A 24,729-nucleotide genomic window follows, 5' to 3' on the forward strand; every position below is an offset into this window, starting at 1 on the left:
GGTATCCGTCAATGTGCATAAATGCCCGAAATCAAAGAGAAAATCGACAATTTGTCCAATTTTCAGGCTACACTTACCGAGAAATGGAGAATGATTTGCACATATTTTCCAAAATTTTCAAAGGAATTATGGAAGTTCAAACAGTTGGTGATACGGTGGACGGCAGGAAACTATATCACGTGCGTATGGGGGATGAAAACGCGGCTGACAAGGTTCTGATCTTCGCGGGAATCCATGGAAGAGAATATATGACCACTCAGCTTGTCATGGAACAGTTGGGGGAATTTGTGGAGAATCTGCTTCATGAGGACAGAACCTACAAGGGATACTCTTACAGCGAGCTGTTGAGAGATCGGGCTCTGCATATTATCCCCATGGCGAATCCGGACGGTGTGACAGTGAGCCAGTTCGGAGCCGAGGGTATGCGGTCTCCCGGAATCCGGGAACAGGTGTGGGAGATTGCGGACGAGGACGGCGCCAGAATGCCCTGGAAATCTTATTTCCGCCGCTGGAAGTCCAATGCGGAGGGCGTGGATGTGAACCGGAACTTTGATGCCCTGTGGGAAGAGTATGTGGATGGGATCGGCAGGCCTTCCAGAGAAAAATACAAGGGAACTGCGCCGGAGAGCACCAAAGAGGCACAGGCACTGGTAAATCTTACAAAAAAGGAACTGTTCTGCCGCACAGTCAGCTATCACTCCTCCGGCGGTGTCATATACTGGGCATTTGGACAGCAGGGAGAGCTGGCATCAAGGACCCAGACCTTTGCAAAACGCATTGCCGCTGTCACGGGCTATGAACCGGACGGCAATTATGAAGAACTGGACCCGGCGGGATACAAGGACTGGGCGCTGCTTAAGATGGGGATTCCCAGTCTAACTATAGAGATCGGCAGAGCGGATTCTCCCCTGCCGCAGTCTGCCTACCGGAGAATCCTCCGGGAGAACAGAGGCGTGTGGGAAGAAATCCTGCTGGATATCATAGAAGAGAAAAAAGATTAAAAGAAACCATTGACAAATGCGGACTATTGTAATAGTCTATATGTAGACGATTGCAATAGTCCAAAGGAGTTATGCTTATGAAATTATTTGAATCAGAACAGAAAGTAATGGAAGTCCTGTGGGAAGAAGGTGAGATACCGGCAAAAAGAGTTGTTGAAGTGCTGAGTGAGAGAGTCGGCTGGAACAAGAATACAACTTACACAGTCATCAAGAAATGTATAGAAAAAGGAGCCGTTCAGCGGTCAGAGCCGGGATTTCGGTGCAGGCCCCTGATCAACAGGCATGAATTTGAATCCTATGAAGTGAACGAATTGATCTCCAGGACCTTTAAAGGTTCCAAGAAAAATTTTATCTCAGCGTTCTTCGCGGAGCAGGATTTGACGAAGGAAGACCTGGAGGAGATTGAATCGCTGATTCAAAGGAAGCGGAGGTAGCATGGTATTTATAAAGATCAATGTGGTTCTTGCGGTAATGTGCCTTGTCTTCAGCATTTTCCGTCTGGCTTCAAAAAAGTTCGGAAGCAGCGATAAGTACAGGATGGACCGGATCTTCATCTGCATCGGTATCCTGGCACTGCCTTTGATGCTTGCGGTGGAGAGATATCCGGTGCGTGCTGTTTCAGCACAGACCATGGGAATCGTTTCCAGGATGTCTCCGCAGAAAGTGGCAGAGAGTTATCACTTTGTAAAGTGGGGAATGGCGGCCGCATTCGCTGTGGGCTGTGCGATATTTTTTATACTGTTTATCCGCTACTGCCGTGAGAGCAGTATTTTAAGAGAGGCTGTTCCGGTGCCGGGAGAGGCCGCACGGGAGCTGAGTTTTGAAGAACTGGGCCTGGACAGAAGAAGGATTCTGCTGAGTGACCGCATAAGTGCGCCGGTGACCTGGGGATTTTTCATGCCCAAAATACTGATTCCCTCTTATCTGAAGGATGAGGAGGAGGAAAAATATACACAGATTGTTTTGCATGAATTCATCCATGCCAAGAGAAGGGACAACCTGTGGAAATTCCTGGCGCTTTTTCTTTTATGTGCCTATTGGCAGCATCCGTATCTGTGGTTTTTTTATTTTACGTTTCTTAGAGAAGTGGAATTATCCTGTGACGAGGAGGTGCTTCGGCGCATAGGAGAGGACGGAAGGGCAGCCTATGCAGGCACACTTGTGGCTTTTGCGGGCCTGTACTGCCGTCTCAGCCGGATGACATCCCAGTTGTCAGCAGGAAGTCTGAAGAGGAGAGTGATCGCTATAATGAATTATAAAAAATCAAACAAAAGAACAGGAATCGCCGGGAAGATATTCATGGGGAGCATTGTATTTTCCTTTGCGCTGCTGCTGGGATTTTCAAACCAGATTTTTGCGGGAATGCGTGACGGTGAAACCATTGTAAAAAGCAGTGAAGAGTCAAAAGAGAGTAGGGAAAAGCCGCAGTTGAATGTGATAGAAGAGGCCAGAGAAATTGAAGAGAATAAGGCCCAATCGAATGCGGAAGAAACACAGGAAATCCCCGAAAATGGTGCAGTGGAAGAGATAACAGAAATTCCGGAAGAAAATGCTTATGGAGAAGCACAGGAAATTCCGGAAGTAAGTGCTTATGGGGAAGCGGAAGATATAATTTTAAGAGAAACAACGGAAGCAGAAGCGTCAGTGAACGGAGAAACACAGAATATGAATGAAAATAACCTTGCAGAGGCAGAGGACTATTCTTCAGGCACAGAGGTACCAAGTGAAGCTGTTGATCAATCACTGCTTCAGGAAGAAAATGCGAGTGTGAGATAAAAGAGGCTGCGGGACCGTTTCATTCGTATGAAAGATGATATAGATAAGGGTTTTCAGGAATATTCCTGAGAACCCTTTTTTTGCTCCTGTACCGGTACGCTTTCCGGCTGTCTGCCGGGAGTTTCCCGGCACAGGCGTATGAATTCCCTGACATAGGGCAGAGTGGTTCTGTCTGGCAGTTTTACGGGAAAGCATATATAAAAAAGACAGTTGCAGACATTACAGAAAGTGGTATAATTCAAGTTGTACAATTCTTCCGGCCTTTAAAAAAAGGATGGAAGAATCCTTGAATAAAACAGCAGCGCAGGTGCTGCAGCCGATCCGGTTTTATAATAAAAACCCGGAAGGCAATGGAAAGAAATCGGGAGAAATGGGGCGTAAAAGATGAAGATTAGAAAGCATTTTATACTGACCGGTATGGTACAGGGGGTGGGGCTCAGATACCGGGCACAGCATTTGGCGAGGCTGCTGCAGCTGACAGGCTGGGTGAAGAACACCTGGGACGGATGCGTGGAGCTTGAGCTTCAGGGCGGAGAGGAAGAGATATCCAATTTTCTGGACCGCCTGTCCATGGGGAATTTTATAAGGATTGAGGGCGTTGAAGCAAAACAGGTCCCTGTGGTAGAGGAGAATAGTTTTCAAGTTAAGGGGTAAAACCGGATATTTTCTAAGTGCCTGCAGTAAAATGTTGACAACAGGAAGAAATTGGTCTAAGATATAGAAAAAATAAAAGTTGGAAAAAAGGTTCTCAAAGGCGAAAACCCACCTTTGGGGACCTTTTTGCATGGAGGATGAAGTATGATAAAAACAGAGATAGTAGAAAACATGTGTGGTGGTAAGGGCCATGTGATTATCAAGCACATTTTAGGGGAAAAAGAACTGAATGGAAAATGCGGACTGTACGCGGAAGTGATCATTGAGCCGGGATGTTCACTCGGATACCATGAGCATCACAAGGAGAGTGAGACATATTATATCCTGTCCGGGCAGGGCGATTATGATGACAATGGTGTGGTCCGCCCGGTCAAAGCCGGGGACGTTACGTTTACACCGGATGCTCATGGGCATGGATTGGTGAATACAGGGGATGTGGATCTGGTGTTTATGGCGCTGATTATTTTGGATTGATAAATAACCGCAAGGCAGTATATGCAGATGTTGTGTAATTCGTTGATTTTTATATACTGCCTATATCCTGGTAATCGGGCAGGGCGGCGGCAGAAGCTGTTATATGATTTCAGCAGATTAAGCTCCGGCACCGCCCTTGTTAGAAAAGATTTGTTATAGGTCAATTCAAGTGTTTTACCATTTTTAAATTTGTAAAGTATCTGCATATTTGAATGGAATCACATCTCTGGGAGCAGTTTCAATATATGCCTTTTCCCTGTGCATAAAAGAAATAATTTCTTTTTTTGTCATCTTGCCAAGTTTACAAATAACTGCATCAAGAATATTTTTATCTGCATCCGAAAGAGATGGGAAAGCAACGGCTCCTTTTAAAGAGAAATGATATGCATTCGTCTCTCCCATATCCACTTCCTCACATGGAACATCCTTCAAATCAATAATCGAGTTATGCCCTACCGGTACGGCTCCCATTGGCAGAGCCTGATAAATCAAACCTGTTATTGCAAAACCCCTATTCTTATAAGAGAGAGCATCTGCATACCACATCAGCTTCATAAGCTTAACTATATAAAGATCGGTTATCTGCGCAGATGCTGCGAAATAGCGGATAACATCAACAACTTTATCTAGAGAAAGTTCTGTATTCCCGTGAAATATCTGATTTCCCTGAAATCCAGCATAAATTGCCTCAATGGCCTTACGCATATAAGAATCCTGAGCTTTCTCATATAAAGCAGTAGCTGTATCAAAATATTTCTGATAAGATTCGGCTGACAGATTACTTTTTGCATTATTTAATAATGATAAGAACCATTCCGGATCCTGATCAATTTTCTTTAATATCGTGTCGTGTGCCTTGTCCTGCACTTGATGACTCTCATACCTTGTAATGGTCTTGCCGCCCCAGCCAAGAAGAGTGCAAAAATCGCTTTGACTGATTCCATACTTTGCACGGATACCGCTGATTTCGGCGGATGTCAAAAGTCCTTCTGCTCTCCTGTAGGCATCCTTAAGGCGCATATCATTTTCCTGCATCTGCTGCCCATCCATATAAAGTTCATCTGCCGCATCACAATACAAATAAGAAGCGTCATAATCAACTTTTAAATTCTTAAAAGTAGCCCTGTCTTTCACAAGAACTGTCTTCACTTCATGTTCTTCCATGCAGCATGTGCACAAACGTTTTTCCTTTTTAATAATCTTCATATCCATGGAAACACCTCCTCTATTTCTTCCTATATGGAAACATCTCCGGTGTAAATGCCTTTTCCGCAAAATGGAAAGACATTACAAATGTTGCGGGGGTGCCATATGTTCCAAGAAGTTCTACCCTTATTTTAATATATACGTCATCTTTACTATTGTAAACCTTACCAAACTCACGCATTTCACTTCTTTTGGGAAAACGAATGTCTTTGACTGTCTGCATATAGTCTTCCACACTTAATGCTAATAACTCCCTCCTTAGCGCGTCTACCGGATTTTCATCCGGGAACAGGGTATTTACAGTATATTGATTTGTATACTTTTCTTCTCTATTATCATCTACACGTCTTTTGGCCTGAAACTGTATTTCGGCTCCATTGTTAAGTGCAAATTTTAAATTCTGTATGTAAGCCTTTATCTCTAATTCACTTTCAATCCGTATCTTTGTTCCATGTGTCAAATTTTTATCCTCTGATAAGGTATCAATTGATACTTATATTTTATGACAGATGTTCCATTTTGTCAATAGATGCTGTGAAATTTTGAATTTGCGGGGATTTCGCCCGCTTGTTCTTACGGTATCAGACTAATGTTACCCGAAAATAAATGACTTTGTTATAGGCTTATGATAGAATAGGACTAACAAATACACAGGAAAACAGATAGTATGTCTCCTACGATTCCCCTATCTGGCAACACACAAAGACGAACCAGAATCAGAATATCAAGAGGTGATATCTATGAAAAATATATTAGTAATCCAGGGCGGCGGGCGTCCGAACGGAAATACCAGCCAACTGGCAGATGCCTTCCTAAAAGGAGCTTTAGAAGCAGGCCATAAAACAGAAAAAATATCCTTGAACAAGTTCGAGGTAAAAGGCTGTATCGGCTGCAATGCATGCCGCTACGGGAAACCCTGTATACAAAAGGATGATTTCAACAAAATAGTCCCCAAAATAAAAGAAGCGGATCTGCTTGTTTTCGCATCACCGCTTTTGTTCTGGACAATATCCTCTAAATTAAAGGCATTTATAGAAAGATTCTACTGCATAGCAGAGGAGGACCCGAATCCTCCCTATGGCCGATATGAAAGATATCCGGTAAAAGATGCTGCTTTACTGATGACATCGGCAGATGATTTTTTCTGGACATATGAGCAGGCTGTGTCATACTATAAGTTTGCCGTCATCAATTACATGGGTTTCAAGGACAAAGGCATGCTGCTTGCAGGCGGATGTGGAGATACAAACGGCAGGCCGCAGATTGACAAAACAGATCATCTGCAGAAGGCATACGATTTTGGAAAAAATATCTACAAGGAGTAATAGAAACGCCATTCCATTACAGTATCCGCTTACCCATAAAATTCCCATATCGTATAATCCCCGTATTTTTCCCTGCAGCTCTCCCGCAGCGTATGCAGAAGCAGCATACTGTCCCCGGCTGTAAAGATATTCTGTGTATTGGAAGCAGCCTGCCTGTCCGCGCGGGCAGGTCCCGGCCGTTTCTGGCGCAGTTCGGAGGCGGGGCAGCCGTAATATTTCTGGCAGAGCTGATTTAAATATCTGACATCAGAAAAACCGCTCTCAATACTCACGGTAAGCACCTTTTTATCTGTATTCTGCAGAAGACGGCAGGCGTATTCAAAACGTTTCAGATTCAGATATTCCTGAAAGGACAGGTTTAATTCATCGCGGAACAGATGTGACAGATAGGTCAGCGACAGATTTTCGTGCTCTGCAATGTCCTTCAGCAGCAGTTTCTGCCGGAAATTTTTTTCTATATAGTCTGTAATGCGGCTCATGCGTTCCTGCCTGTGCCTGCGGGCCGTCATCTCCGCGTCTGTATATATTTTCTCGGGAACATAGGTGTGAAGGCTGTACAGAATCATATTCAGCAGACTCATGCATTTATATTCATAATTGGCAAACTGCCCGAAGTAGTTGTAGGCCAGCTCAATAAGCAGACCTTTCATAATTTCGTAGCGTGTCTCATGCCGGGAGAAGAAGGGGCGCACACAGTTCTCCAGAAAACATGTATTTTCATCGTGCTGAAAATAGGATGTGACAAGCTGCCGGGACATCTGAATGGCAAGAATCAGGGCGCTGCCATCCAGTCCGCGTATCTCATGGAGGTCCATGGGGTTCAGCAGATACATGTCACCGCTGTGAAGCAGGTTTGTATTTCCGTTTACTGTAAATTCCACATTTCCGTCGAGAACAAGCCCGATTTCCATCTCCCTGTGTGCGTGCGGCGCACGGGAAAAAAGGCGTACCAGTATAGCACTGAACGCGTGGATCTGCGGGTGTGCGATCAATTCAAATTCTTTATCCATTTCCGTCACTGCCTTCTCATAATTTCTTATTTTCTATTCTAATGTCATTTCAGAAAAGAGGCAAGAACTGTCTCAAGATATTCACGAAAACAACAAACTAATCGTTGATAAACAGCAAATAAATCGAGCCTGTGGAACGGATAATTAGCTGAACTTCCCATAAAATAAGCCTTGCAGCCAAGAAATCAACCAGCGCAGGATAATCGCCGTATTTTCACAAACATGGAAATGCCCCGCAGAGAAAAAACGATTAAACTGAAGATAGTTTATAAAGAAATTTTCTGCGCAGAAAATGCAGACTTTTCGTTTTACAGCGAGAGCAAAAGTAAACGTGACAGTTCAGAAAAAGGGTGATCGTATGGGTAAAAAAGTAATTGTAGCAGGACATGCCTGTCTGGATATTACCCCTCTCTTTCCTCATAATCAGCAGGCAGCGAAATTAGGAAATATCCTGTCGCCGGGAAAGCTGATACAGATGGAGGGTGTTGATATCCATGCAGGAGGTGCGGTATCCAACACGGGTATGGCAATGAAAATGCTGGGGGCAGACGTATGTCTCATGGCAAAGACAGGCAGCGATGAATTCGGAAAGATCATTTCCGATATTTATGCCGCACAGGGCGCAGATTCCGGAATCATTGTGCAGGAAGGGCAGAATACCTCCTATTCGGTGGTCCTTGCACTTCCGGGTATAGACAGGATATTTCTTCATGATCCGGGGTGCAACCACACTTTTTCCTTTGAAGATCTGCCGAAGGAAAAGCTTTTGGGGACAGACCTGTTCCACTTCGGCTATCCCCCGCTGATGAAGAAAATGTATGAGGACACCGGAAGCGAACTGGTGCGGATGATGAAATATATGAAAGCCCAGGGGACGGCAACTTCCCTTGATCTGGCTTTTGTGGACGGGGAGTCAGATGCAGGAGCGGCGGACTGGAAGGAGATTCTAAGCCGGGTGCTGCCGTATGTAGACTTTTTTGTGCCCAGTATCGAAGAACTCTGTTTTATGCTGGACCGTGACAGATATGAGGCTTGGAAGACAAAAGCAGGGGATGAAGACATTTCTTTCTCCCTGGATGTTCAGAGAGATATCAGGCCTCTGGCAGATAAGTGCATGGAATTAGGGGCAAAGGTCCTTCTGCTGAAATGCGGAGCTCCCGGCCTGTATTACAGGACCACAGAAGTAAAACGTCTGGAAGGACTGGAGACAGCCCTTGGGATCTCTGCAGAGGACTGGTCGGACAGAGAGGGATTTGAGGCCAGCTATCAGCCAGAGAGGGTGCTGTCAGGTACAGGCGCGGGCGACACCACCATTGCGGCATTTTTGACAGCTATGCTTGAGGGGTATCCTTTTGAAATGTGTATCCATCTGGCAGCGGCAGAAGGGGCCTCCTGTGTGGAGGCTTATGACGCACTGGGCGGAATCCGGCCGCTTAAGGAACTGGCGTCCAGGATTGAAAAGGGATGGAAAAAACAGAATTTCAGAAGATAAGGAGCATGGAAAATGTTAGCAAATTTAAATGAGGTATTACTTCCGGCCAGGCAGAATGGCTATGGGGTGGGACTGTTCAATACCGTGAATCTGGAACTGGCAAGAGGCGTGCTGAGGGCTGCGGAGGAACTCAGGTCCCCGGTTATCATCGGTACAGCGGAGATTCTGCTTCCCAGCGGGCCGCTGGAGGATCTGGCACCACTGATCGTTTCCATGGCAGATAGAGCATCAGTCCCTGTTGTGGTCCATTATGACCACGGACTTACATTTGAGAAATGCATGGAGGCGCTGAAGCTGGGATTCACTTCGGTTATGTATGACTGCTCCACGGACAGCTATGAAGAAAATGTGAGAAAGGTTGCGGAGCTTGCAAAGATTGCCCACTGCTTCGGTGCAACTGTGGAGGCTGAACTGGGACATGTGGGGGATAACCAGGAGGCAGGAGGCCGGGAGGCGGAAATGCCGGAAGCATACTATACAGACCCGGCCCAGGCAAAGGATTTTATAGAGAAAACTCAGGCGGATGCCCTTGCCATAGCCGTTGGGACGGCCCACGGAGCTTACAAATTCAAACCAAAGCTGGATTTTGAAAGAATCCGGACAATCGCGGATATGGTGCATGTCCCTCTGGTGCTCCACGGAGGTTCCGGGCTGTCGGAGGAGGACTTTAAAAAATCAATTGGCTGCGGGATCAGCAAAGTAAATATCTTCACGGATATCAATATAGCGGCGGCAAAAGCGGCAGAGCAGGCATGGAAAGAGGGAAAAACCTGCCTGACAGACATCATTCCCTATCAGGTGGAAGCCGTGTCAGCGGCGGCAAAGGTAAAGATGAGGATTTTCGGGTCGGAAAACAGAAGCCGGGAAGTCTGATTCTTACTTGTATTTGCTTTGGAGGCATAGTATATTTACCTTAACACATATAGAAGCGTAAAGGATGACCACTATGCCAAAATTGATGCAAACATACTTTGTAGATGTAAACTACAGCCAGAATCACGCTCATATGCTGCACAAGCATCCCGATGTACTGGAAATTCTGTACATTGACAGCGGGGAAGGGCGGTATATTGTGGGAAAAAGGGAATATGCGGTATCTGCCGGGGATGTAGTGATCTGCAATGCCGGCATGATACACGGGGAGGCCCCTTTTCAAAAACATGAGATCCAGACATACTGCTGTGCGCTTTCGCAGGTGATGATTCCCGGACTTCCGGAAAATTGTCTGATGGATTCCAGATATAAACCGGTACTTGCTATGGGAAACGCTGCAGGGCATATGGGATGTCTCATGCGTACCATGCATGAGCTGTTCACAGAAAATATGTATAAAAAAGACGTTTGTCAGCATCTGGCCCAGGCAGTGTACCTTCTTGTAAAGGAACGCCTGGAGCAGTACAAGGACAGCGGCAGGGAGGTGGAGGACCAGAAAAAGGAATTTCTGGTGAGGCAGATCACAGACTATATTGACAGACATTACACAGAACCGCTGACTTTGAAAGAACTCAGTGACAGATTTTACATCAGCCCCTCCAGCATTTCGCATATATATAAGAGAGAGACAGGAGTGTCACCCATGCAGTACGTGATACACCGCAGGATCGGGGAGGCGCAGACGCTGTTGATGGATACCCACATTCCCATCCATATGATAGAGGAACGGCTTGGGTTTGGCAGCAGCTGTCACTTCAGCGCTATGTTCAAAAAATATGTGGGAATCTCCCCAAAAGAGTTTCGCAGCCATTTTAAATGAAAGCAGTTTATAATAACAGGACATCCATTGTCCGTGTCAGAATCATTTTCATGAATCATGATTCCGGTGCGGGCAATGGATGTCTTTTTTTTAACATATTTGCAAGATTTTATAACAAAATCTCATAGAGGGCGAAAAAAGGCAGGAAATACAGCAAGAAAATAATAACGGATTTTAGCCGGATTTGATATGATTAATATAGTTAAAGTTCATGAACGGGCAACGCAAATATAGCAAAAACAGGGAAATACTGGTCATAATAGACATGGAGGTGATGAAAAAAGAGCTATAATACGGCAAAGTGGCAGAAAGCTTATGACACAGATATCAGAACCTGAAGATAGGTTGGAACAGAAAAAAACAGAAGGCAATTTTATATAATTTTCGGTGAAAAAATGAAAAACAGGAGAGGTGATTATGAACAGAGAAATAACAGGAGAAAGACAGACAGCCGCAGTGAGCGGAGTTGTCAAACTAAATTGGGGAAACAGGATAGCATACGGATGCGGAGATACAGCATGTAATATCGTCTGCGGCATGATCAATGCTCTGCTGACTTTGTTTTACACAGATTATGCGGGAATCCCCATTGCGACAGTGGGGTTGGTCATGCTGATATCAAGAGTATTTGACGGCTCCTCAGACATTATCATGGGAGTCATTGTAGGGAAAACAAAATCAAAATGGGGGAAATCAAGGCCGTGGCTTTTGTGGATGGCGGTTCCCTATGTGCTCTGTGCCATAGCTATGTTTACGGTCCCCCAGACGAACGAGACGATACAGTTCTGGTACATTTTTGTCACATATAATTTGTGCACCACGGTGTGCTACACAGCCATTAATGTGCCATACGGAACACTGTCCACCATGATGACAAGGTCATCTCACGAGAGGGACCTGCTTTCCATTGTGCGCATGTCCATGGCTCCGGTGGGAAGGCTCATTGCAGTAACTTTCACCATGCCGGTGGTGAAATTATTCGGAGATACACAGGCAGCCTGGGTGAAAGCCATGATGCTGTGGTGTGTGATCGCGTTTGTCATGCTGCTTATCTGTTTTGCAAACTGTAAAGAACACGTACATATTGAAGTAAAGAAAGAAACACCGAAGGCGTCCTTCGGTAAAAATGTAAAGGCTCTTGTGGGAAATATTTATTTCTGGGCAACGCTGATCCTCTGGACTATCACCTGTGTGCACCAGACACTTGTGGGAGCTGTACTGCCTTATTACTGCAAATATATTTTCGGAAATGACAGTTGGATGTACAGCACACTGTACATGGCAGAGGCCGTCACACTGATTGCAGGGGCACTGATCTGCCCTGTACTTCTGAAGAAATTCAACAAAAGGGATCTGTCCCTGGCCGGATGCGTTCTGGCAGTGGCGGCACAGATGGTATTCTTTATGAACCCTCACAGTTTTGGCCTGGCAATGGGAACTACCATTGTAAGAGCGCTGGGGGAGGCACCCCTTACGGCGGTGGTCTTCGGCATGATGGGAGATGTCATTGAGTATGGACAGTGGAAGAGCCATATCCGCCAGGAAAGCCTTGTCTTTGGCGGCGGATCTCTGGGATTCAAACTGGGAGTAGGCCTGACAAGCGCTATCATCAGCGGCTTATTAAATGCCAGCGGCTACATCAGTTCCTCCACAGGCGGCGCTGTGCAGCCGGAAACGGCAAAGGCCATGATCATGAGTATTTACAAATACGGAACCACATTTATCTGGGTCATTGCAGTGGTGGTCCTTATTTTCTATAAACTGGATAAGATTTATCCCCGAATCATGAAGGAACTGGCAGAGCGGGAGCTGCGGGGAGAAATGTAACAAATTCAATCAATCAAAGATAAAGGAGAATAAAAAAATGGAAGAATTGAGAATTGGATTAGTAGGAACAGGTGCGATCGGACGCTCACACATTGAGCGGATCAACACCAGACTCCAGGGAGCGAAGGTTGTGGCATGTGCAGATGTGAATATGGACTTCTGCAGATCTGTAGCTGAGAAATACGGCATTCAGGCATATGACAGCGGAGAGGAAATGATCGCATCTGATGCAGTGGACGCGGTGATCGTCACCACGCTTGACCCCTTCCATGAGCAGTATGTGACGGCGGCCATCAAAGCAGGTAAATACGTGTTCTGTGAAAAGCCGCTGGCACCGGAGGCGGATGCCTGCAGACGTATTGTGGAAGCGGAGATGGCAGGTAAAAAACAATTGGTGCAGGTTGGTTTCATGCGCCGCTATGACCCGGGATACCGCCAGTTAAAAGCGCTGATCGACTCCGGAAAATACGGTCTGCCTCTGATGCTGCACTGTGCACACAGGAACTACGACGCACCGGGATTCACCACATCCATGCCGGTGGAGAACTCCATGATCCATGAGATAGATGTGCTTCGCTGGCTGCTGGGAGAGGATTATAAAACAGCAGAGGTAGTATTTCCAAAGACAACACGCAACGCGGAGGGAGAACTGCGCGACCCGCAGATCATGTATCTGACCACGGAATCAGGGGTTCGCATTGACGTGGAATCTTTTGTAAACTGCCGGTACGGATATGATATCAAGTGTGAGGTTGTCTGCGAGGAGGGTTCCCTGAACCTGCCTGAGCCGGCCAACACTATGGTGAGAAGCAATGATTCCCGCATCACACCTATCTGTCATGACTGGTCAGAGCGTTTTATCGACGCGTACAATATTGAATTCCAGGAATGGATCAATGCATGCCGGGAAGGAAGAGTTGACGGTCCAAGCGCCTGGGACGGTTATGTGGGACAGGTGACAGCGAAGGCAGCTTCCAAAGCCCGCGACACACAGACCGTGGTGAACATTGAATACGAAGAAATGCCGGAATTTTATAAAAAGTAATCTAAGACGGAGGAAATGAACATGAAACTTTCTATTTGCACAGATGTATTTGCAGAACTGAGTTACACGGAAATGTTGGATAAGGTAAAATCTCTGGGAATTGATGCGGTGGAGATGACAGCCGGAGGGTGGGGAGCCAGGACACACTGTCCCACAAAAGAACTGCTGGAGGATGACAGTAAACTTGCTGCCTATAAAGCGGAATTGGAAAAACGCGGAATGGAGATTGCAGCGCTGAACACCTCCTGCAACCAGCTCTGGCCCTGTGAACTGGGAAGGGAATATTCTGATTCCATGTATGACTGTGTTGTGCTTGCCAGTAAACTGGGCGTAAAGAAAATTGTCTGCATGTCAGGACTTCCTGCAGGCAGCGAACACGATACCACACCGAACTGGATCACCTCCAGCGTCACAATGACAGCTTATATGCAGCCCACGGTGGAGTACCAGTGGAAAACAACCATTGCCTGGTGGAAGGAATTTACCGTACATTGTAAAAAATACGGTATCGAGCAGGTAGCCATAGAGGAATTCCCCTGTCAGATGGTGTACAATCCAGAAACACTCTGGACACTGAGAAATGCAGTGGATCCTATTATCGGAATCAACCTGGACCCATCCCATCTGATCGCCTTGGGGGCAGACCCCATTGCCTCTGCCAGGGCACTGAAGGGGGCAATCTACCATCTGCACGGCAAGGATGCCAGAATTGAGAGAGGACTTGCCGAGATCAACGGACTGCCTGAGTGGAAAGCTGTCACAGAGGTGGCAGACCGTACCTGGAATTATGTGGCAGTGGGATGCGGAAAAGACCTGCAGTGGTGGAAGGAATTCTTCTCTGTATGCCGCATGATGGGATATGACGGATACGTTTCCCTGGAAATGGAAGACCTGACTATGAGCACCGAGGCAGGCGTTCTCACATCCATTGATGCATTGAAACAGACCATCAGTCTGTAAAACACAGAGGATGGGCAGGAAGAAAACAGAATCAGGTTCTTGTGGTTTGCCTGAGAAGAAAAGATTGAGAGAAAAACATTTGACGGATAAGAGAATTTGACGTAAAATAAAAATTGGGTGGACACCTACCGCAAACTAAGGTCATTAGTTTGCGGTTTTTTTATTTGAAAAAGCCTGATATTTACAGTGAAGGTCTGCATATACCGCCTGTTATATACAGTATATTGCCGGCCTTTGGTACGGTACATGATAGTGTTCAGGAATCAGAGAGGAGGAGAGAAGTATGTGGAATTACATCTGGCCGATTCTTTTGGTGATCGGCTCCAACACGGTCTATAACATCTGCGCCAAATCAACACCTGCAGAGGCAAATTCATTTGTATCACTTTCTATCACATATCTGGTAGGTGCGCTTTTGTCCATAGGCATGTTTTTTCTGACGTCAGCCGGAAAGGATTATTTTGTTGAGTTAAAAAAATTGAACTGGGCATCTGTTGTCCTGGGGGCATCTGTCGTTGCGCTGGAATTTGGATATATTGCAATATACAGGGCCGGATGGAAAGTCAGCGTCGGTTCTCTGGTCGCCAATATCGGCCTCGCAGTGATTTTGATATTGGTTGGTGTGATTTTTTACAAAGAACTGATAAGTATAAAACAAATCTGCGGAATCATGCTGTGTCTGGGTGGCCTGCTGCTGCTCAATACATAAACGTGCATGCCTTGCAAAAAGGCGTGCACGTGCCGCCTTGCTGTATATTTGGCCTCAATTCGATGAGCACAGCCCGCTGCTCTTCCTGTATTCGGAAGCAAATCTCTTGAAAACTATTATTGTTAAAATTATACAAAAATGAAATATGATATTAAGTAAAAATGTCAATGGACACAAAAGAAATAAAGTTGTATTATTAACTCATCAAAGAGAGCACGAGCTCGCAAGCGAGCAAAACAAGAGATAATGAGCAATATAACAAAAGAAAATTTACCTGCGGTGAAAGCCGCACTCTTTTTTACAAAAGTACGAGCACGAGCTCTTAACAACAAAAAACAATGTTCTCAGGAATGAAGAAAAGGAGATAAGATTATGGCTGGTAAAGATTTAAGAATTGGTGTTGTAGGAACAGGAGCAATCGGAAGAACACACATTGAGAGAATTAACAACAAACTGCAGGGTGCAAAAGTAGTTGCATGTGCAGATGTAAATGTGGATTTTGGAAAATCCGTAGCTGAAAAGTATGACTGCAAATTCTATGCAGACGGAGAAGAGATGATTGCATCGGACGATATTGATGCAGTGATCGTCACCACCATTGACCCATATCATGAGCAGTATGTAATGGCAGCGATCAAAGCAGGAAAATATGTATTCTGTGAAAAACCTCTGGCACCTGAGGCAGAAGCCTGCAAGAGAATCGTGGAGGCAGAGGTTGCAGGCGGAAAACAGCTTGTACAGGTCGGCTTCATGAGAAGATACGATACCGGATACCGTCAGTTAAAGGCAGCGATTGAGAACCGCACCTACGGAGAACCCCTGATGCTGCACTGCGCACATAGAAATCCGGCTGTGGATGAGAGTTATGACACACCTATGGCAGTAGAAAACTCCATGATCCATGAAATCGACGTTCTCCGCTGGCTGCTGAACGAAGATTACGCAACCGCAGAGGTTGTATTTGCCAAGAACACCCGCAGAACCCACGCAAACCTTATGGACCCGCAGATCATGATCCTGACAACAAAATCAGGTGTCCGCATCGATGTGGAGGCTTTTGTCAACACAGGTCACTGCTATGATATTAAATGTGAGGTTGTCTGCGAGGATGCCATCCTGAATCTGCCGGAGCCTTCCAATATTGAAGTATGTGCCAATGCCACAAGAGGCCATGCAATCCACAGTGACTGGTCCACCAGATTCGTGGATGCCTACAACACGGAAATCCAGGAATGGATCGATGCCACAAAGGAAGGAAGAGTAGACGGCCCTACAGCTTGGGACGGATATGTGGGACAGGTAACTGCAAAAGCAGCTTCCAAAGCACGTGATGAGAAAAAAGTAGTGGAAATAACCTTCGACGAAATGCCTGAATTCTATAAAAAATAAAAAGTCCGCCAGGGAGAATTTTGGAAGACAATTGCGGAAAAGAAATCTCATTTATTTTTACCTGGAAGAGAGCACGAACTCTTAAATCCATAGGAGGATACAGAATATGAAAATAGCATTTGATGTAGATGTACTGGCAAAGCAGATGGACATCAACCGCATGGTCCATCAGGTAGCTGACTGGGGATACAAATACATTGAGCAGTCCCCACACCCGAGGATCAATCCCTTTTACAAACACCCGTTATTCTCGAAAGAATGCGAGCAGGAATACAGACAGGCATTAAAAGAGACCGGTGTAGAAATTTCATCCTTTATTGTTGTATACCGCTGGTCAGGTCCTACTGAGGAGCAGAGACAGTTCGCGGTTGCCAACTGGAAACGTATGATCGAGATTGCAGTGGACATGGGCGTCCAGGTCATCAACACCGAGTTGTCCGGAGACCCTAATCAGCAGGAAATCTGTAATGGCATGTGGTTCAAGTCCATGGAGGAGCTTCTTCCTATCATAGAGAGAGAAGGCATCCGTGTGGAAATCCAGTCCCACCCTTATGATTTTTGTGAGCTGAATAACGAAACCTGTGATCTGGTAAAATCCTTCCGCTCAAAGAATCTCGGATATGTATACTCTTCCCCCCACGGCTTTTTCTATGACGAGGGCAAAGGGGATGTGCGTTCCATGTTGAGATACGCAGGCGACGAGCTGACTCATGTATTGTTCGCGGATACCTTTAACCAGACCCTGGACTGCCGCTATATTGCCAATCCCCCGTGGCTGAACGGACGTGGAAAAGCGGATGTGACCATTCATCAGCATCTGGCAATGGGTGAGGGAGACGTGGATTTTGACGGTATTTTTGAGACCCTTCGTGACATGGATTTTGCAAATAAACAGCTGCAGGAAAATGCCCCGAAAGTAGGCGGTGACAATATTGCCTGTGTTTCCATGTTTGGTTTCCCGGAAAAAATGGATAAACAGGCACCGGAAGCCAGAGAACGAATCGAAAGAGAACTTTTAGGCAGATAAAAATAGGAAAGAGAGAGGAAAAGATCATGAAATTATCACTTTGTACAGATGTTTTAGGCGATTTGTCTTTTACTGAGATGTTGGATAAGGTAAAATCATTAGGTATAGATGCAGTGGAAATGACAGCAGGAGGCTGGGGCGGCTGCAAACACGTTCCAACACAGGAGCTACTGGCAGATGAGAACAAATTAAAATCCTATAAGGCTGAGATCGAGAAAAGGGGTATGGAAATCGCGGCTCTCAACTGCTCCGGAAATCCTCTGTGTCCGGGTGAGATGGGAGAACTTCACACTAAGACGATTTACGATACAGCAGTGCTGGCAGGAAAACTGGGTGTGAAGAAACTTGTCATGATGTCAGGACTCCCGGCAGGCGGACCTGAGGACAAAACTCCTAACTGGATCACGTCAACTGTTTCATGGCCGGATTATATGGTGGAAACCGTAAGATACCAGTGGGAGGATGTGGCAATCCCCTGGTGGAAAAAATTCGTGGCTCACTGCAAGGAAAACGGTGTGGAACAGATTGCCATTGAAGAGTTCCCCTGCCAGCTTGTCTATAACCCGGAGACTCTCTGGAAGCTGAGAAATGCAGTAGACCCCATGATCGGAATGAATCTGGACCCGTCCCACCTGATGGTTATGGGAGCAGATCCCATCGCAGCAGCAAGAGCTTTAAAAGGCGCACTGTATCACATTCACGGCAAAGATGCCCGCATTGAGAGAGGTCTGTGCGATGTGAACGGGCTTCCTGAATCAAAACCGGTAACAGACTGTGAGAACAGAACATGGAACTATGTGGCAGTGGGATGCGGAAAAGACCTGCAGTGGTGGAAAGAATTCTTCTCAGTATGTCACATGATGGGATATGATGGATATGTTTCTCTGGAAATGGAAGACCTGACTATGAGTGTGGAAGCAGGCCTGAACACCTCCATCGACGCCCTGAATCAGACAATAAGCAAATAAGGAAAGAGGTGCCCGGATGAATCTCAACGGATTTAACAAACTGGTACAGAAAGACAGGGTAACAGGATTTGAAAAATTTGCATATGGCTGCGGTGAAATCTCCACAAACATCGTATTTACCATAGCGACAAGTCTCCTCGTCATGTTCTATACAGACGTGGCCCATGTATCTGCAGCCGTAATCGGCATGATCATTGCTATTTCCCAGGTATTCAACGGAGTATCGGACATAGCAGCCGGATTTATTATAGACAGGACACGTTCCAAATACGGACGTGCCCGTGTGTGGATGCTGCGCATGTCCGTTCCATATGCCATCGCAGCAGTGCTTCTGATAACCGTGCCTCAAATCGGGGCAATGGCGCAGGCTATCTACATTTTTATTACATACAACCTGATGCTGACAGTTGTTTACACACTGTTCCAGCTGCCCTTTGCCACGACCATGACTTATATGACACGTGACCAGAATGAGAGGGCAAAAATCAATATTATCCGTATGGCAATGAGCCCCATCGGAAATATTCTTGTAACTCTTCTCTTCACAAGAATTCTGGACATGATGCCCGGCGGCGGCATGGATTCTCAGAAGAACTGGATCATCCTGACGGCAATCTATGCAGTCGGCGCTGCAGCCCTGATGCTGTTCTGCTTTGCAACAGTCCGTGAGAGAGTCGTGGTAAAAGATGAGATGGGCGGCGAACAGATTCCTCTGAAAAAGGCCCTGCCTGCTCTGTTTAAGAATAAATACTTCATTATGTTGTTCCTGTTCTTTGTATTCTTTGCCATGTACCAGACCTTTGCGGGAACCATGGCTACCTATTACTGCAAATGGATCGTGGGTGATACAAAGATTATCGGAAATGTAAACACAGCCTGTTTCGGTATCACCATAGTTGCAACTCTGCTTTTAGGCAAGGTTATGCACCTGACAAGCAAGAGAAACTGGTGTATCGTAGGCGCGCTCTTTATCATCGCCGGTTCTCTGGTTCTGCTGGTCAACCCTACCAGCATTGCGGTTGTAACCTTCGGCGGCCTGCTTAGGGGAATCGGAATGACGCCTATTCTGGGCATGATCTTTACCATGATCGCAGATGCCATAGAATACGGACAGTGGAAGACCGGGCTGCGCACAGCCGGTGCCATACAATCAGCAGCCACATCCGGTCAGAAGTTCGGCCAGGGTATCGGCTCCGCGCTGATTGGCTTCATTATGGAAGCAAACCAGTACAATGGTGACCTTGGAACACAGTCCGCGCAGGCCCTGCATACCATTTCCAACCTGTTCATTTACGGTGTGACGATTCTGGGTGTAATCATGATCATCCTGCTGTTGTTCTATCACCTGGATAAGGAATATCCGACGATCATGAAAGAGCTTCTGGAAAGAGAGGCGCAGATTGATTTAAAGAAAAAGGCTGAGAATTAAAGACAGAATCAAAATAAATTTAAAATGGCATGTCTCAGATAACACGTCCGGGGCATGCCATTTTTCTCTTTTCATCTTCCGGATAATGCGCTATACTTAGTCTAAGAGTACGTTCTCTCTCAAAGCGTGTTTGAAAACCCATCACGGCAGTCAGCACGCTTTCGGAACCGGACAGACAGGAAAGAGGTTGATAAATATGGGAGTAACCATTAAACAGATAGCGGAAATGGCGGGCGTGCACCGGTCTACTGTCGACAAAGTGCTTCATAAGAGACCGGGCGTGAGTGATGATGTGCGTAAAAAGGTACAGAAGATCATAGATGAAAATAATTATGAGGCGAATCCGATCGGAAAAGCCCTTAAGATGCAGAACAGAGAGCTGCGTATTGCAGTGCTGCTCCTGAAGGTGGATGCGCTTCCCTATATCAGAGAGGGAATCGAGGAGAAGCTGAAAGAGTACAGTTCCTTTCAGGTGCATCTGGAGTTTCAGATCATTGCCTATTCCGATGTACAGAAGCAGGCGGATCTATTGGACCGGTATCGTGAGGAAAAGGTGGACGGCATCATTTTAAGTCCCATCAACGCACACGAGATCGTCGAAGCAATTGACCGCTGCACAGAGGAAAAGATTCCTGTGGTCACAGTCAATTCAGATATCAAGGGCAGCAGGCGTTTCTGCTTTATCGGACAGGACGGTTATAAAGCGGGAAAAGTGGCAGCCAGATTTATGGGCGAGTTTCTGGGTGGAAAAGGCAGAACCGTGGTCATAACCAGCGATGGGGATGAGCATCAGTCCTTCCCCTTCGGCACACGTGAGGGCGGGTTCCGCACAGTCATCACAGAGGCATATCCCAAGATAGAGATGCTTCCCAGTGTGACCACAAAAGAGGATCCGGCTATCATGCGGCGGGAGATGCAGAGAATCCTGCGGGAGGAAAAGGATATAGACGGCATACTGATCACCTGCGGATGTGTCCAGGCAGCAGGCGAGGAGCTGGAAGCCAGCGGCAGAAATAACGTGCGCCTCATCTGCTACGAGGATTATCCGGAAATTCTGGAGCTTATGAAAGAAGATATTGTGACCATGACACTGGGCAGCGGCCTTAGTGAGCAGGGGAAAAGAAGTATAGAGGTTCTGCTGGACAAACTGATCTACGACAGAAATCCTTACCGGAAACATTTGTATTCGGAGATTCATGTGATGGTGAAGGAGAGTCTGTAATCAGCGTTCCGGCCTGTATTTACGGTAGTCGGAAGGCGTCTGCCCGGTCAGTTTCTGAAAGACCTTTGAAAAGTGGCGGGTTCCCCGATATCCTACCTGTTCAGCAATTTCATTGACAGACAGTGTGCTGCTGGAAGTGAGCAGACGCCTGGCGTGACTGATACGGACCAGCGTCAGATAATCCATAAAGCGCAGTCCTTCCTTTTGGTGAAAGATCTTGCTGAGATAATTAGGGGTTATCCCATAAATGGAGGATATGGTATTAATTCCAATATCCTCCATATAGTGCTCCTCCACATACTGTTTGACCTTTTCGGTGATGTTCGGAGCGCTGTTTACAGGGGCTGTTTTATACATATCTTCTTTGCCCAGCAGCAGAAAATGGTACAGGGATGTAAAGTCATTTACCGTGCCGTTTAGCTGAAAATAGTGCTGCAGATATTTACGGACACCTTCCCAGTCCAGTTCTTTTTCCAGATAAGGATCAGAAAAGGAAAACGGATTCTGTAACAGCTTTTCATACTGGATGATGTCCCTGTCCTGATAGGCAAGCTGCAGATTTTCTATGGTTTCACTGAGGGTTAAAAGCTGCTTTTTCTTTGAAAAAGTCTGCAGTATTTTTTCATCCAGAAAGCCGCCGTATCCACAGAAGATCCTTAGAGAGAACAGATCCATGGCAGAGGTTATTTTATGGAATATTTCTTCCAAAGAACCTCCCTGAAGATAAAAGGTTGTTACAGGAACACCGAATGCAGAGGAAATTTTCTGCAAAATATCACTCGGACGGCGGGAGGACTGCGGCATTTTTATGATCAGGCATATTTCACCTTCCGGAAGATGGAACAGGGAATAACGGCAGGAAAGACGGATTAAAGGGTTCAGATCCCGTTGGATATTTTTATACAGTTCCTTGTAAAATTGTTTCTGTGCTTCCGGTTCTTTGTAATCCACACAGAACAGATAGGCAGATAAACTGCCGGCAATATCCTGGTCGAGTTTTGGGAAAATACAGTATGTATTGAACTGTGCAACCGTTTCATAAAAAAAGACCTGATTATCTTCATATGTCTTTTGGGTTCTGTCTGCTTCTGCCTGTATGAAAATTTTCTTGATATCATCCAGAGAAGGCGGTTTCAGCAGATAATCGCGTGCGCCAAGCTGTATGGCTTTCTGTGCATAGGAGAAATCAGAATAGCCGCTTAGAATGATAAACTGTGTCCGGGGACAAAGGCCGGAAAGTTCTTCTATGGCAGTCAGTCCGTCCATCAGCGGCATGCGTATATCTACAAAAGCCAGTTCCGGCTGGTGTTCTTTACCAAGGGAAAACATCTCCTTTCCGTTTCGTGCCTCTAAAAACTCATGCATTCCGGGAAAGAGTTCTTCACACATACTGATAAAGCTTAAACGCACCATGCGTTCATCATCGGCAATCAATATTTTCATGTTGTCCATCCATCCTTTCTTTTATCAGACTGGTATTGATATTTCTGATAATCATATAACTTCCCGTATATTTTCCTACTGCGCTGTGTATTTCAAAAAAACTTTCCGTCTGGAAAAGCTGAAGGCGTTCCTGGATATTCAGCAGGCCCACACTGTTTTTTATATTCAGTTTCTTTTTATCAAATCCGGTTCCATTATCCATAACGGCCAGAAAAATGCATGTTCCGATTCCCTTTAAGGTAATCAGCGAAGCATCAACTTCTACACGTGTAGGCTTGTCATAATCCTCCATTCCATGGACGATGGCGTTTTCCACTAAAGGCTGTATAAGCAGACGGGGAATCAGGAAAGTTTCCGCCTCATGATCCAGATGCAGGGAAAATTCCAGCCTTTCCTCAAAACGGATTTTCTGGAGAAAAAGATAATGTTCTATAAATGAAAATTCTTCCTGTAATGTACTGTAGCCTGAATTTGAGCAGGTGTAATGGAAAATACGTGTAAGCTGAATAATGGAATCTTCCAGCAATTTACGTTCACCGATACGGTTCAGCGCAACGAAATTGTTTAAAGTATTATATAAAAAATGAGGGTTTATCTGTGCCTGCAATGCCTGATACTGTGCATTTTTCTGACTGATAACAGCCATAAATTCTTTCTTGATATGTTCATCCAGGCTTTCAATCATCCGGTTAAGCTGTATGGTGATCTGTTCAAATTCTTCATTCATAGGCAGGGTTTCATCCGCTCTTGCGTCCAGATTTCCATCCTCCGCTTCATGCATAATATATAGAATATTCTGCAGCGGTTTTGTAAAACGAGAAGATATTTTTCTGTAATTCCAGATGGAAAAAAGAAAAATAAGGATTCCGAAAACAAAAGAAACGAGAAGTGTTTCCAGAACAGGTTTATAAAATTCCGTGTAAGATATAAAATATAACATTTTCCATGCGTTCTTTTTCAGGGAATAGGAACATACTACTCCCGAGGAATCCGGATTGGATAGATAGGCATCCAAAAACGTTTTTCCTGTCGCTTCATTTGTAGCATAAATTATTTTATCTTGTTCTGACAATATGGTGATACATGACAGATCAGAAATGGATATTTCTGAAAATAAATGGTAAAACAATTTGGTAGACACATCTATTTTTAAGAAACCCACATCTTTTTTTGAATCCAGAACCCGAATCGGTTTTATAACAGAGAAAACGGAACAGTCTTTTTCATTTTCATAGTAAGAAACTGTGTGCGGCGCACAGTATGTTACATATTTATAAGCGGATGGTTCATAGGAAAACCAGGAGTCCAAAGGGTAGTCCTTGGCAGAAAATTCGTGAAGTCTGCAGTCGTTTTTTCGATAGACATATCCTTTGTCACTGTTTGGGCCTGTGGGAAAGAATGCAAGACCCAGAATTTCCGCAGAACTCAGGGCAGTCAGTCTCGTGGCTATGCGTTCATACTGTGTGACATAATGAGACCACCGGCTTGGAGAGGATTCGGAATGATTTCCCTGCGTACTGATATAGGTATAAAGATTCATCATATCGTCATACTGATATGGGCTTAGGGAAAGGCGTTCCATCTCTTCCAGATAAGATTCTATATTGCTGCCAAGAGAAGATAATACATTGTTATATTTCTGTGTCGTATCATCAGACAGTCTCAGAGAATAGAGGGATACATTGAGGAATGTATTAATCATAAGCGGAACGACTGCACATAACAGAAAGAGGAGAAAAATATTTTTTTGGAAGGAACGTTTTTTGTTTTTTATTTTCTTCATAAGTTACCTCCGTTTCAGTTAATAACCATCATAGCAGATTTGAAAATGATTACAATAATAAAAAGAACAAAAGGATATTTTTGTGCAGAATGTAAAAAGGATATGAGAAGAATTTTAATAATATGAATAAATGTACTGTAGAAAAAGGTACTTGGAGGATAGAAATAGTACATTTTAAAATACGAAGGGAGTTGTTATAATAAATTCATAAAACGGGCCCGATAAAAAAGGAGAAA

Annotated in this window: 23 protein-coding genes; 18 read left to right on the forward strand and 5 right to left on the reverse strand. The window is 45.3% G+C overall.

Features of this window, described 5'->3' with window-relative positions:
* The first annotated feature begins 83 nt into the window (after positions 1–83).
* The 5 genes from V8Q34_RS19955 to V8Q34_RS19975 all read left to right on the forward strand — a co-directional run bounded on the left by V8Q34_RS19955 (position 84) and on the right by V8Q34_RS19975 (position 3,905).
* A complete protein-coding gene (locus V8Q34_RS19955) occupies positions 84–1,001 on the forward strand; it encodes a M14 family zinc carboxypeptidase (protein ID WP_225305377.1) in 918 nt (305 codons plus the stop codon).
* A gap of 77 nt (positions 1,002–1,078) precedes the next feature.
* Positions 1,079–1,435: a BlaI/MecI/CopY family transcriptional regulator gene (locus V8Q34_RS19960; RefSeq protein WP_335836175.1), complete on the forward strand. Its 357-nt coding sequence runs from the start codon at positions 1,079–1,081 to the stop codon at positions 1,433–1,435.
* 1 nt (position 1,436) lies between these two features.
* Complete coding sequence (locus V8Q34_RS19965; RefSeq protein WP_118743298.1) at positions 1,437–2,777, forward strand: M56 family metallopeptidase; 1,341 nt, start codon at positions 1,437–1,439, stop codon at positions 2,775–2,777.
* A 384-nt stretch (positions 2,778–3,161) separates the two neighbouring features.
* Positions 3,162–3,431, forward strand: coding sequence for an acylphosphatase (locus tag V8Q34_RS19970; RefSeq protein WP_335836176.1), 270 nt, complete (start codon positions 3,162–3,164; stop codon positions 3,429–3,431).
* 144 nt (positions 3,432–3,575) lie between these two features.
* Entirely contained in the window at positions 3,576–3,905 is a 330-nt protein-coding gene (locus tag V8Q34_RS19975) for a cupin domain-containing protein (protein ID WP_227211072.1), read from the forward strand.
* A 183-nt stretch (positions 3,906–4,088) separates the two neighbouring features.
* Here V8Q34_RS19975 and V8Q34_RS19980 read toward each other — a convergent pair whose 3' ends face one another.
* Together V8Q34_RS19980 and V8Q34_RS19985 are read right to left on the reverse strand one after the other, a co-directional pair.
* The gene (locus tag V8Q34_RS19980; protein WP_335836177.1) at positions 4,089–5,117 is read right to left on the reverse strand and encodes a type II TA system antitoxin MqsA family protein; all 1,029 of its coding nucleotides are present in this window, start codon (positions 5,115–5,117) and stop codon (positions 4,089–4,091) included.
* 13 nt (positions 5,118–5,130) lie between these two features.
* Complete coding sequence (locus V8Q34_RS19985; protein ID WP_054352087.1) at positions 5,131–5,571, reverse strand: hypothetical protein; 441 nt, start codon at positions 5,569–5,571, stop codon at positions 5,131–5,133.
* 280 nt (positions 5,572–5,851) lie between these two features.
* On the opposite strand from V8Q34_RS19985, the gene V8Q34_RS19990 reads away from it, so the two are divergent.
* Complete coding sequence (locus tag V8Q34_RS19990; protein WP_335836178.1) at positions 5,852–6,436, forward strand: flavodoxin family protein; 585 nt, start codon at positions 5,852–5,854, stop codon at positions 6,434–6,436.
* Positions 6,437–6,465: 29 nt separating this feature from the next.
* Here V8Q34_RS19990 and V8Q34_RS19995 read toward each other — a convergent pair whose 3' ends face one another.
* A complete protein-coding gene (locus V8Q34_RS19995; RefSeq protein ID WP_103731437.1) occupies positions 6,466–7,446 on the reverse strand; it encodes an AraC family transcriptional regulator in 981 nt (326 codons plus the stop codon).
* Positions 7,447–7,804: 358 nt separating this feature from the next.
* Here V8Q34_RS19995 and V8Q34_RS20000 point away from each other — a divergent pair, with 358 nt between their 5' ends.
* The 12 genes from V8Q34_RS20000 to V8Q34_RS20055 all read left to right on the forward strand — a co-directional run bounded on the left by V8Q34_RS20000 (position 7,805) and on the right by V8Q34_RS20055 (position 21,267).
* Positions 7,805–8,938 (forward strand): carbohydrate kinase family protein, encoded by a 1,134-nt coding sequence (locus V8Q34_RS20000; RefSeq protein ID WP_335836179.1) that lies wholly within the window; start codon positions 7,805–7,807, stop codon positions 8,936–8,938.
* Positions 8,939–8,950: 12 nt separating this feature from the next.
* Positions 8,951–9,811, forward strand: a complete 861-nt coding sequence (locus V8Q34_RS20005; RefSeq protein WP_335836180.1) for a class II fructose-bisphosphate aldolase — start codon at positions 8,951–8,953, stop codon at positions 9,809–9,811.
* Between the two features lie 73 nt (positions 9,812–9,884).
* Positions 9,885–10,691, forward strand: coding sequence for an AraC family transcriptional regulator (locus V8Q34_RS20010; RefSeq protein WP_033141091.1), 807 nt, complete (start codon positions 9,885–9,887; stop codon positions 10,689–10,691).
* Between the two features lie 417 nt (positions 10,692–11,108).
* The gene (locus V8Q34_RS20015; protein ID WP_033141092.1) at positions 11,109–12,518 is read left to right on the forward strand and encodes an MFS transporter; all 1,410 of its coding nucleotides are present in this window, start codon (positions 11,109–11,111) and stop codon (positions 12,516–12,518) included.
* Positions 12,519–12,555: 37 nt separating this feature from the next.
* On the forward strand, positions 12,556–13,563 hold the full coding sequence (locus V8Q34_RS20020) for a Gfo/Idh/MocA family protein (RefSeq protein ID WP_335836181.1): 1,008 nt from the start codon (positions 12,556–12,558) through the stop codon (positions 13,561–13,563).
* A gap of 21 nt (positions 13,564–13,584) precedes the next feature.
* Positions 13,585–14,523, forward strand: coding sequence for a sugar phosphate isomerase/epimerase family protein (locus tag V8Q34_RS20025; RefSeq protein ID WP_335836182.1), 939 nt, complete (start codon positions 13,585–13,587; stop codon positions 14,521–14,523).
* 283 nt (positions 14,524–14,806) lie between these two features.
* The gene (locus tag V8Q34_RS20030) at positions 14,807–15,232 is read left to right on the forward strand and encodes an EamA family transporter (protein WP_033141095.1); all 426 of its coding nucleotides are present in this window, start codon (positions 14,807–14,809) and stop codon (positions 15,230–15,232) included.
* A gap of 372 nt (positions 15,233–15,604) precedes the next feature.
* Positions 15,605–16,621 (forward strand): Gfo/Idh/MocA family protein, encoded by a 1,017-nt coding sequence (locus V8Q34_RS20035; protein WP_033141096.1) that lies wholly within the window; start codon positions 15,605–15,607, stop codon positions 16,619–16,621.
* Between the two features lie 106 nt (positions 16,622–16,727).
* Complete coding sequence (locus V8Q34_RS20040) at positions 16,728–17,648, forward strand: sugar phosphate isomerase/epimerase family protein (protein WP_033141097.1); 921 nt, start codon at positions 16,728–16,730, stop codon at positions 17,646–17,648.
* A gap of 26 nt (positions 17,649–17,674) precedes the next feature.
* Positions 17,675–18,616: a sugar phosphate isomerase/epimerase family protein gene (locus V8Q34_RS20045; protein ID WP_033141098.1), complete on the forward strand. Its 942-nt coding sequence runs from the start codon at positions 17,675–17,677 to the stop codon at positions 18,614–18,616.
* Between the two features lie 16 nt (positions 18,617–18,632).
* Positions 18,633–20,045, forward strand: a complete 1,413-nt coding sequence (locus V8Q34_RS20050) for an MFS transporter (RefSeq protein ID WP_052099411.1) — start codon at positions 18,633–18,635, stop codon at positions 20,043–20,045.
* A gap of 196 nt (positions 20,046–20,241) precedes the next feature.
* Positions 20,242–21,267 carry a substrate-binding domain-containing protein gene (locus V8Q34_RS20055; RefSeq protein WP_033141099.1) on the forward strand — a complete coding sequence of 342 codons (1,026 nt, stop codon included), beginning with the start codon at positions 20,242–20,244 and terminating at the stop codon, positions 21,265–21,267.
* Here V8Q34_RS20055 and V8Q34_RS20060 read toward each other — a convergent pair whose 3' ends face one another.
* On the reverse strand, positions 21,268–22,710 hold the full coding sequence (locus tag V8Q34_RS20060) for a helix-turn-helix domain-containing protein (protein WP_335836183.1): 1,443 nt from the start codon (positions 22,708–22,710) through the stop codon (positions 21,268–21,270).
* Positions 22,688–24,493: a histidine kinase gene (locus tag V8Q34_RS20065; protein ID WP_052099412.1), complete on the reverse strand. Its 1,806-nt coding sequence runs from the start codon at positions 24,491–24,493 to the stop codon at positions 22,688–22,690. Before V8Q34_RS20065 ends, V8Q34_RS20060 begins: the two co-directional genes overlap by 23 nt.
* Positions 24,494–24,729 lie beyond the last annotated feature (236 nt).

The sequence above is a fragment of the Blautia sp. JLR.GB0024 genome, assembly GCF_037000545.1.
In the GTDB taxonomy this organism is placed as follows: domain Bacteria; phylum Bacillota; class Clostridia; order Lachnospirales; family Lachnospiraceae; genus Blautia; species Blautia celeris.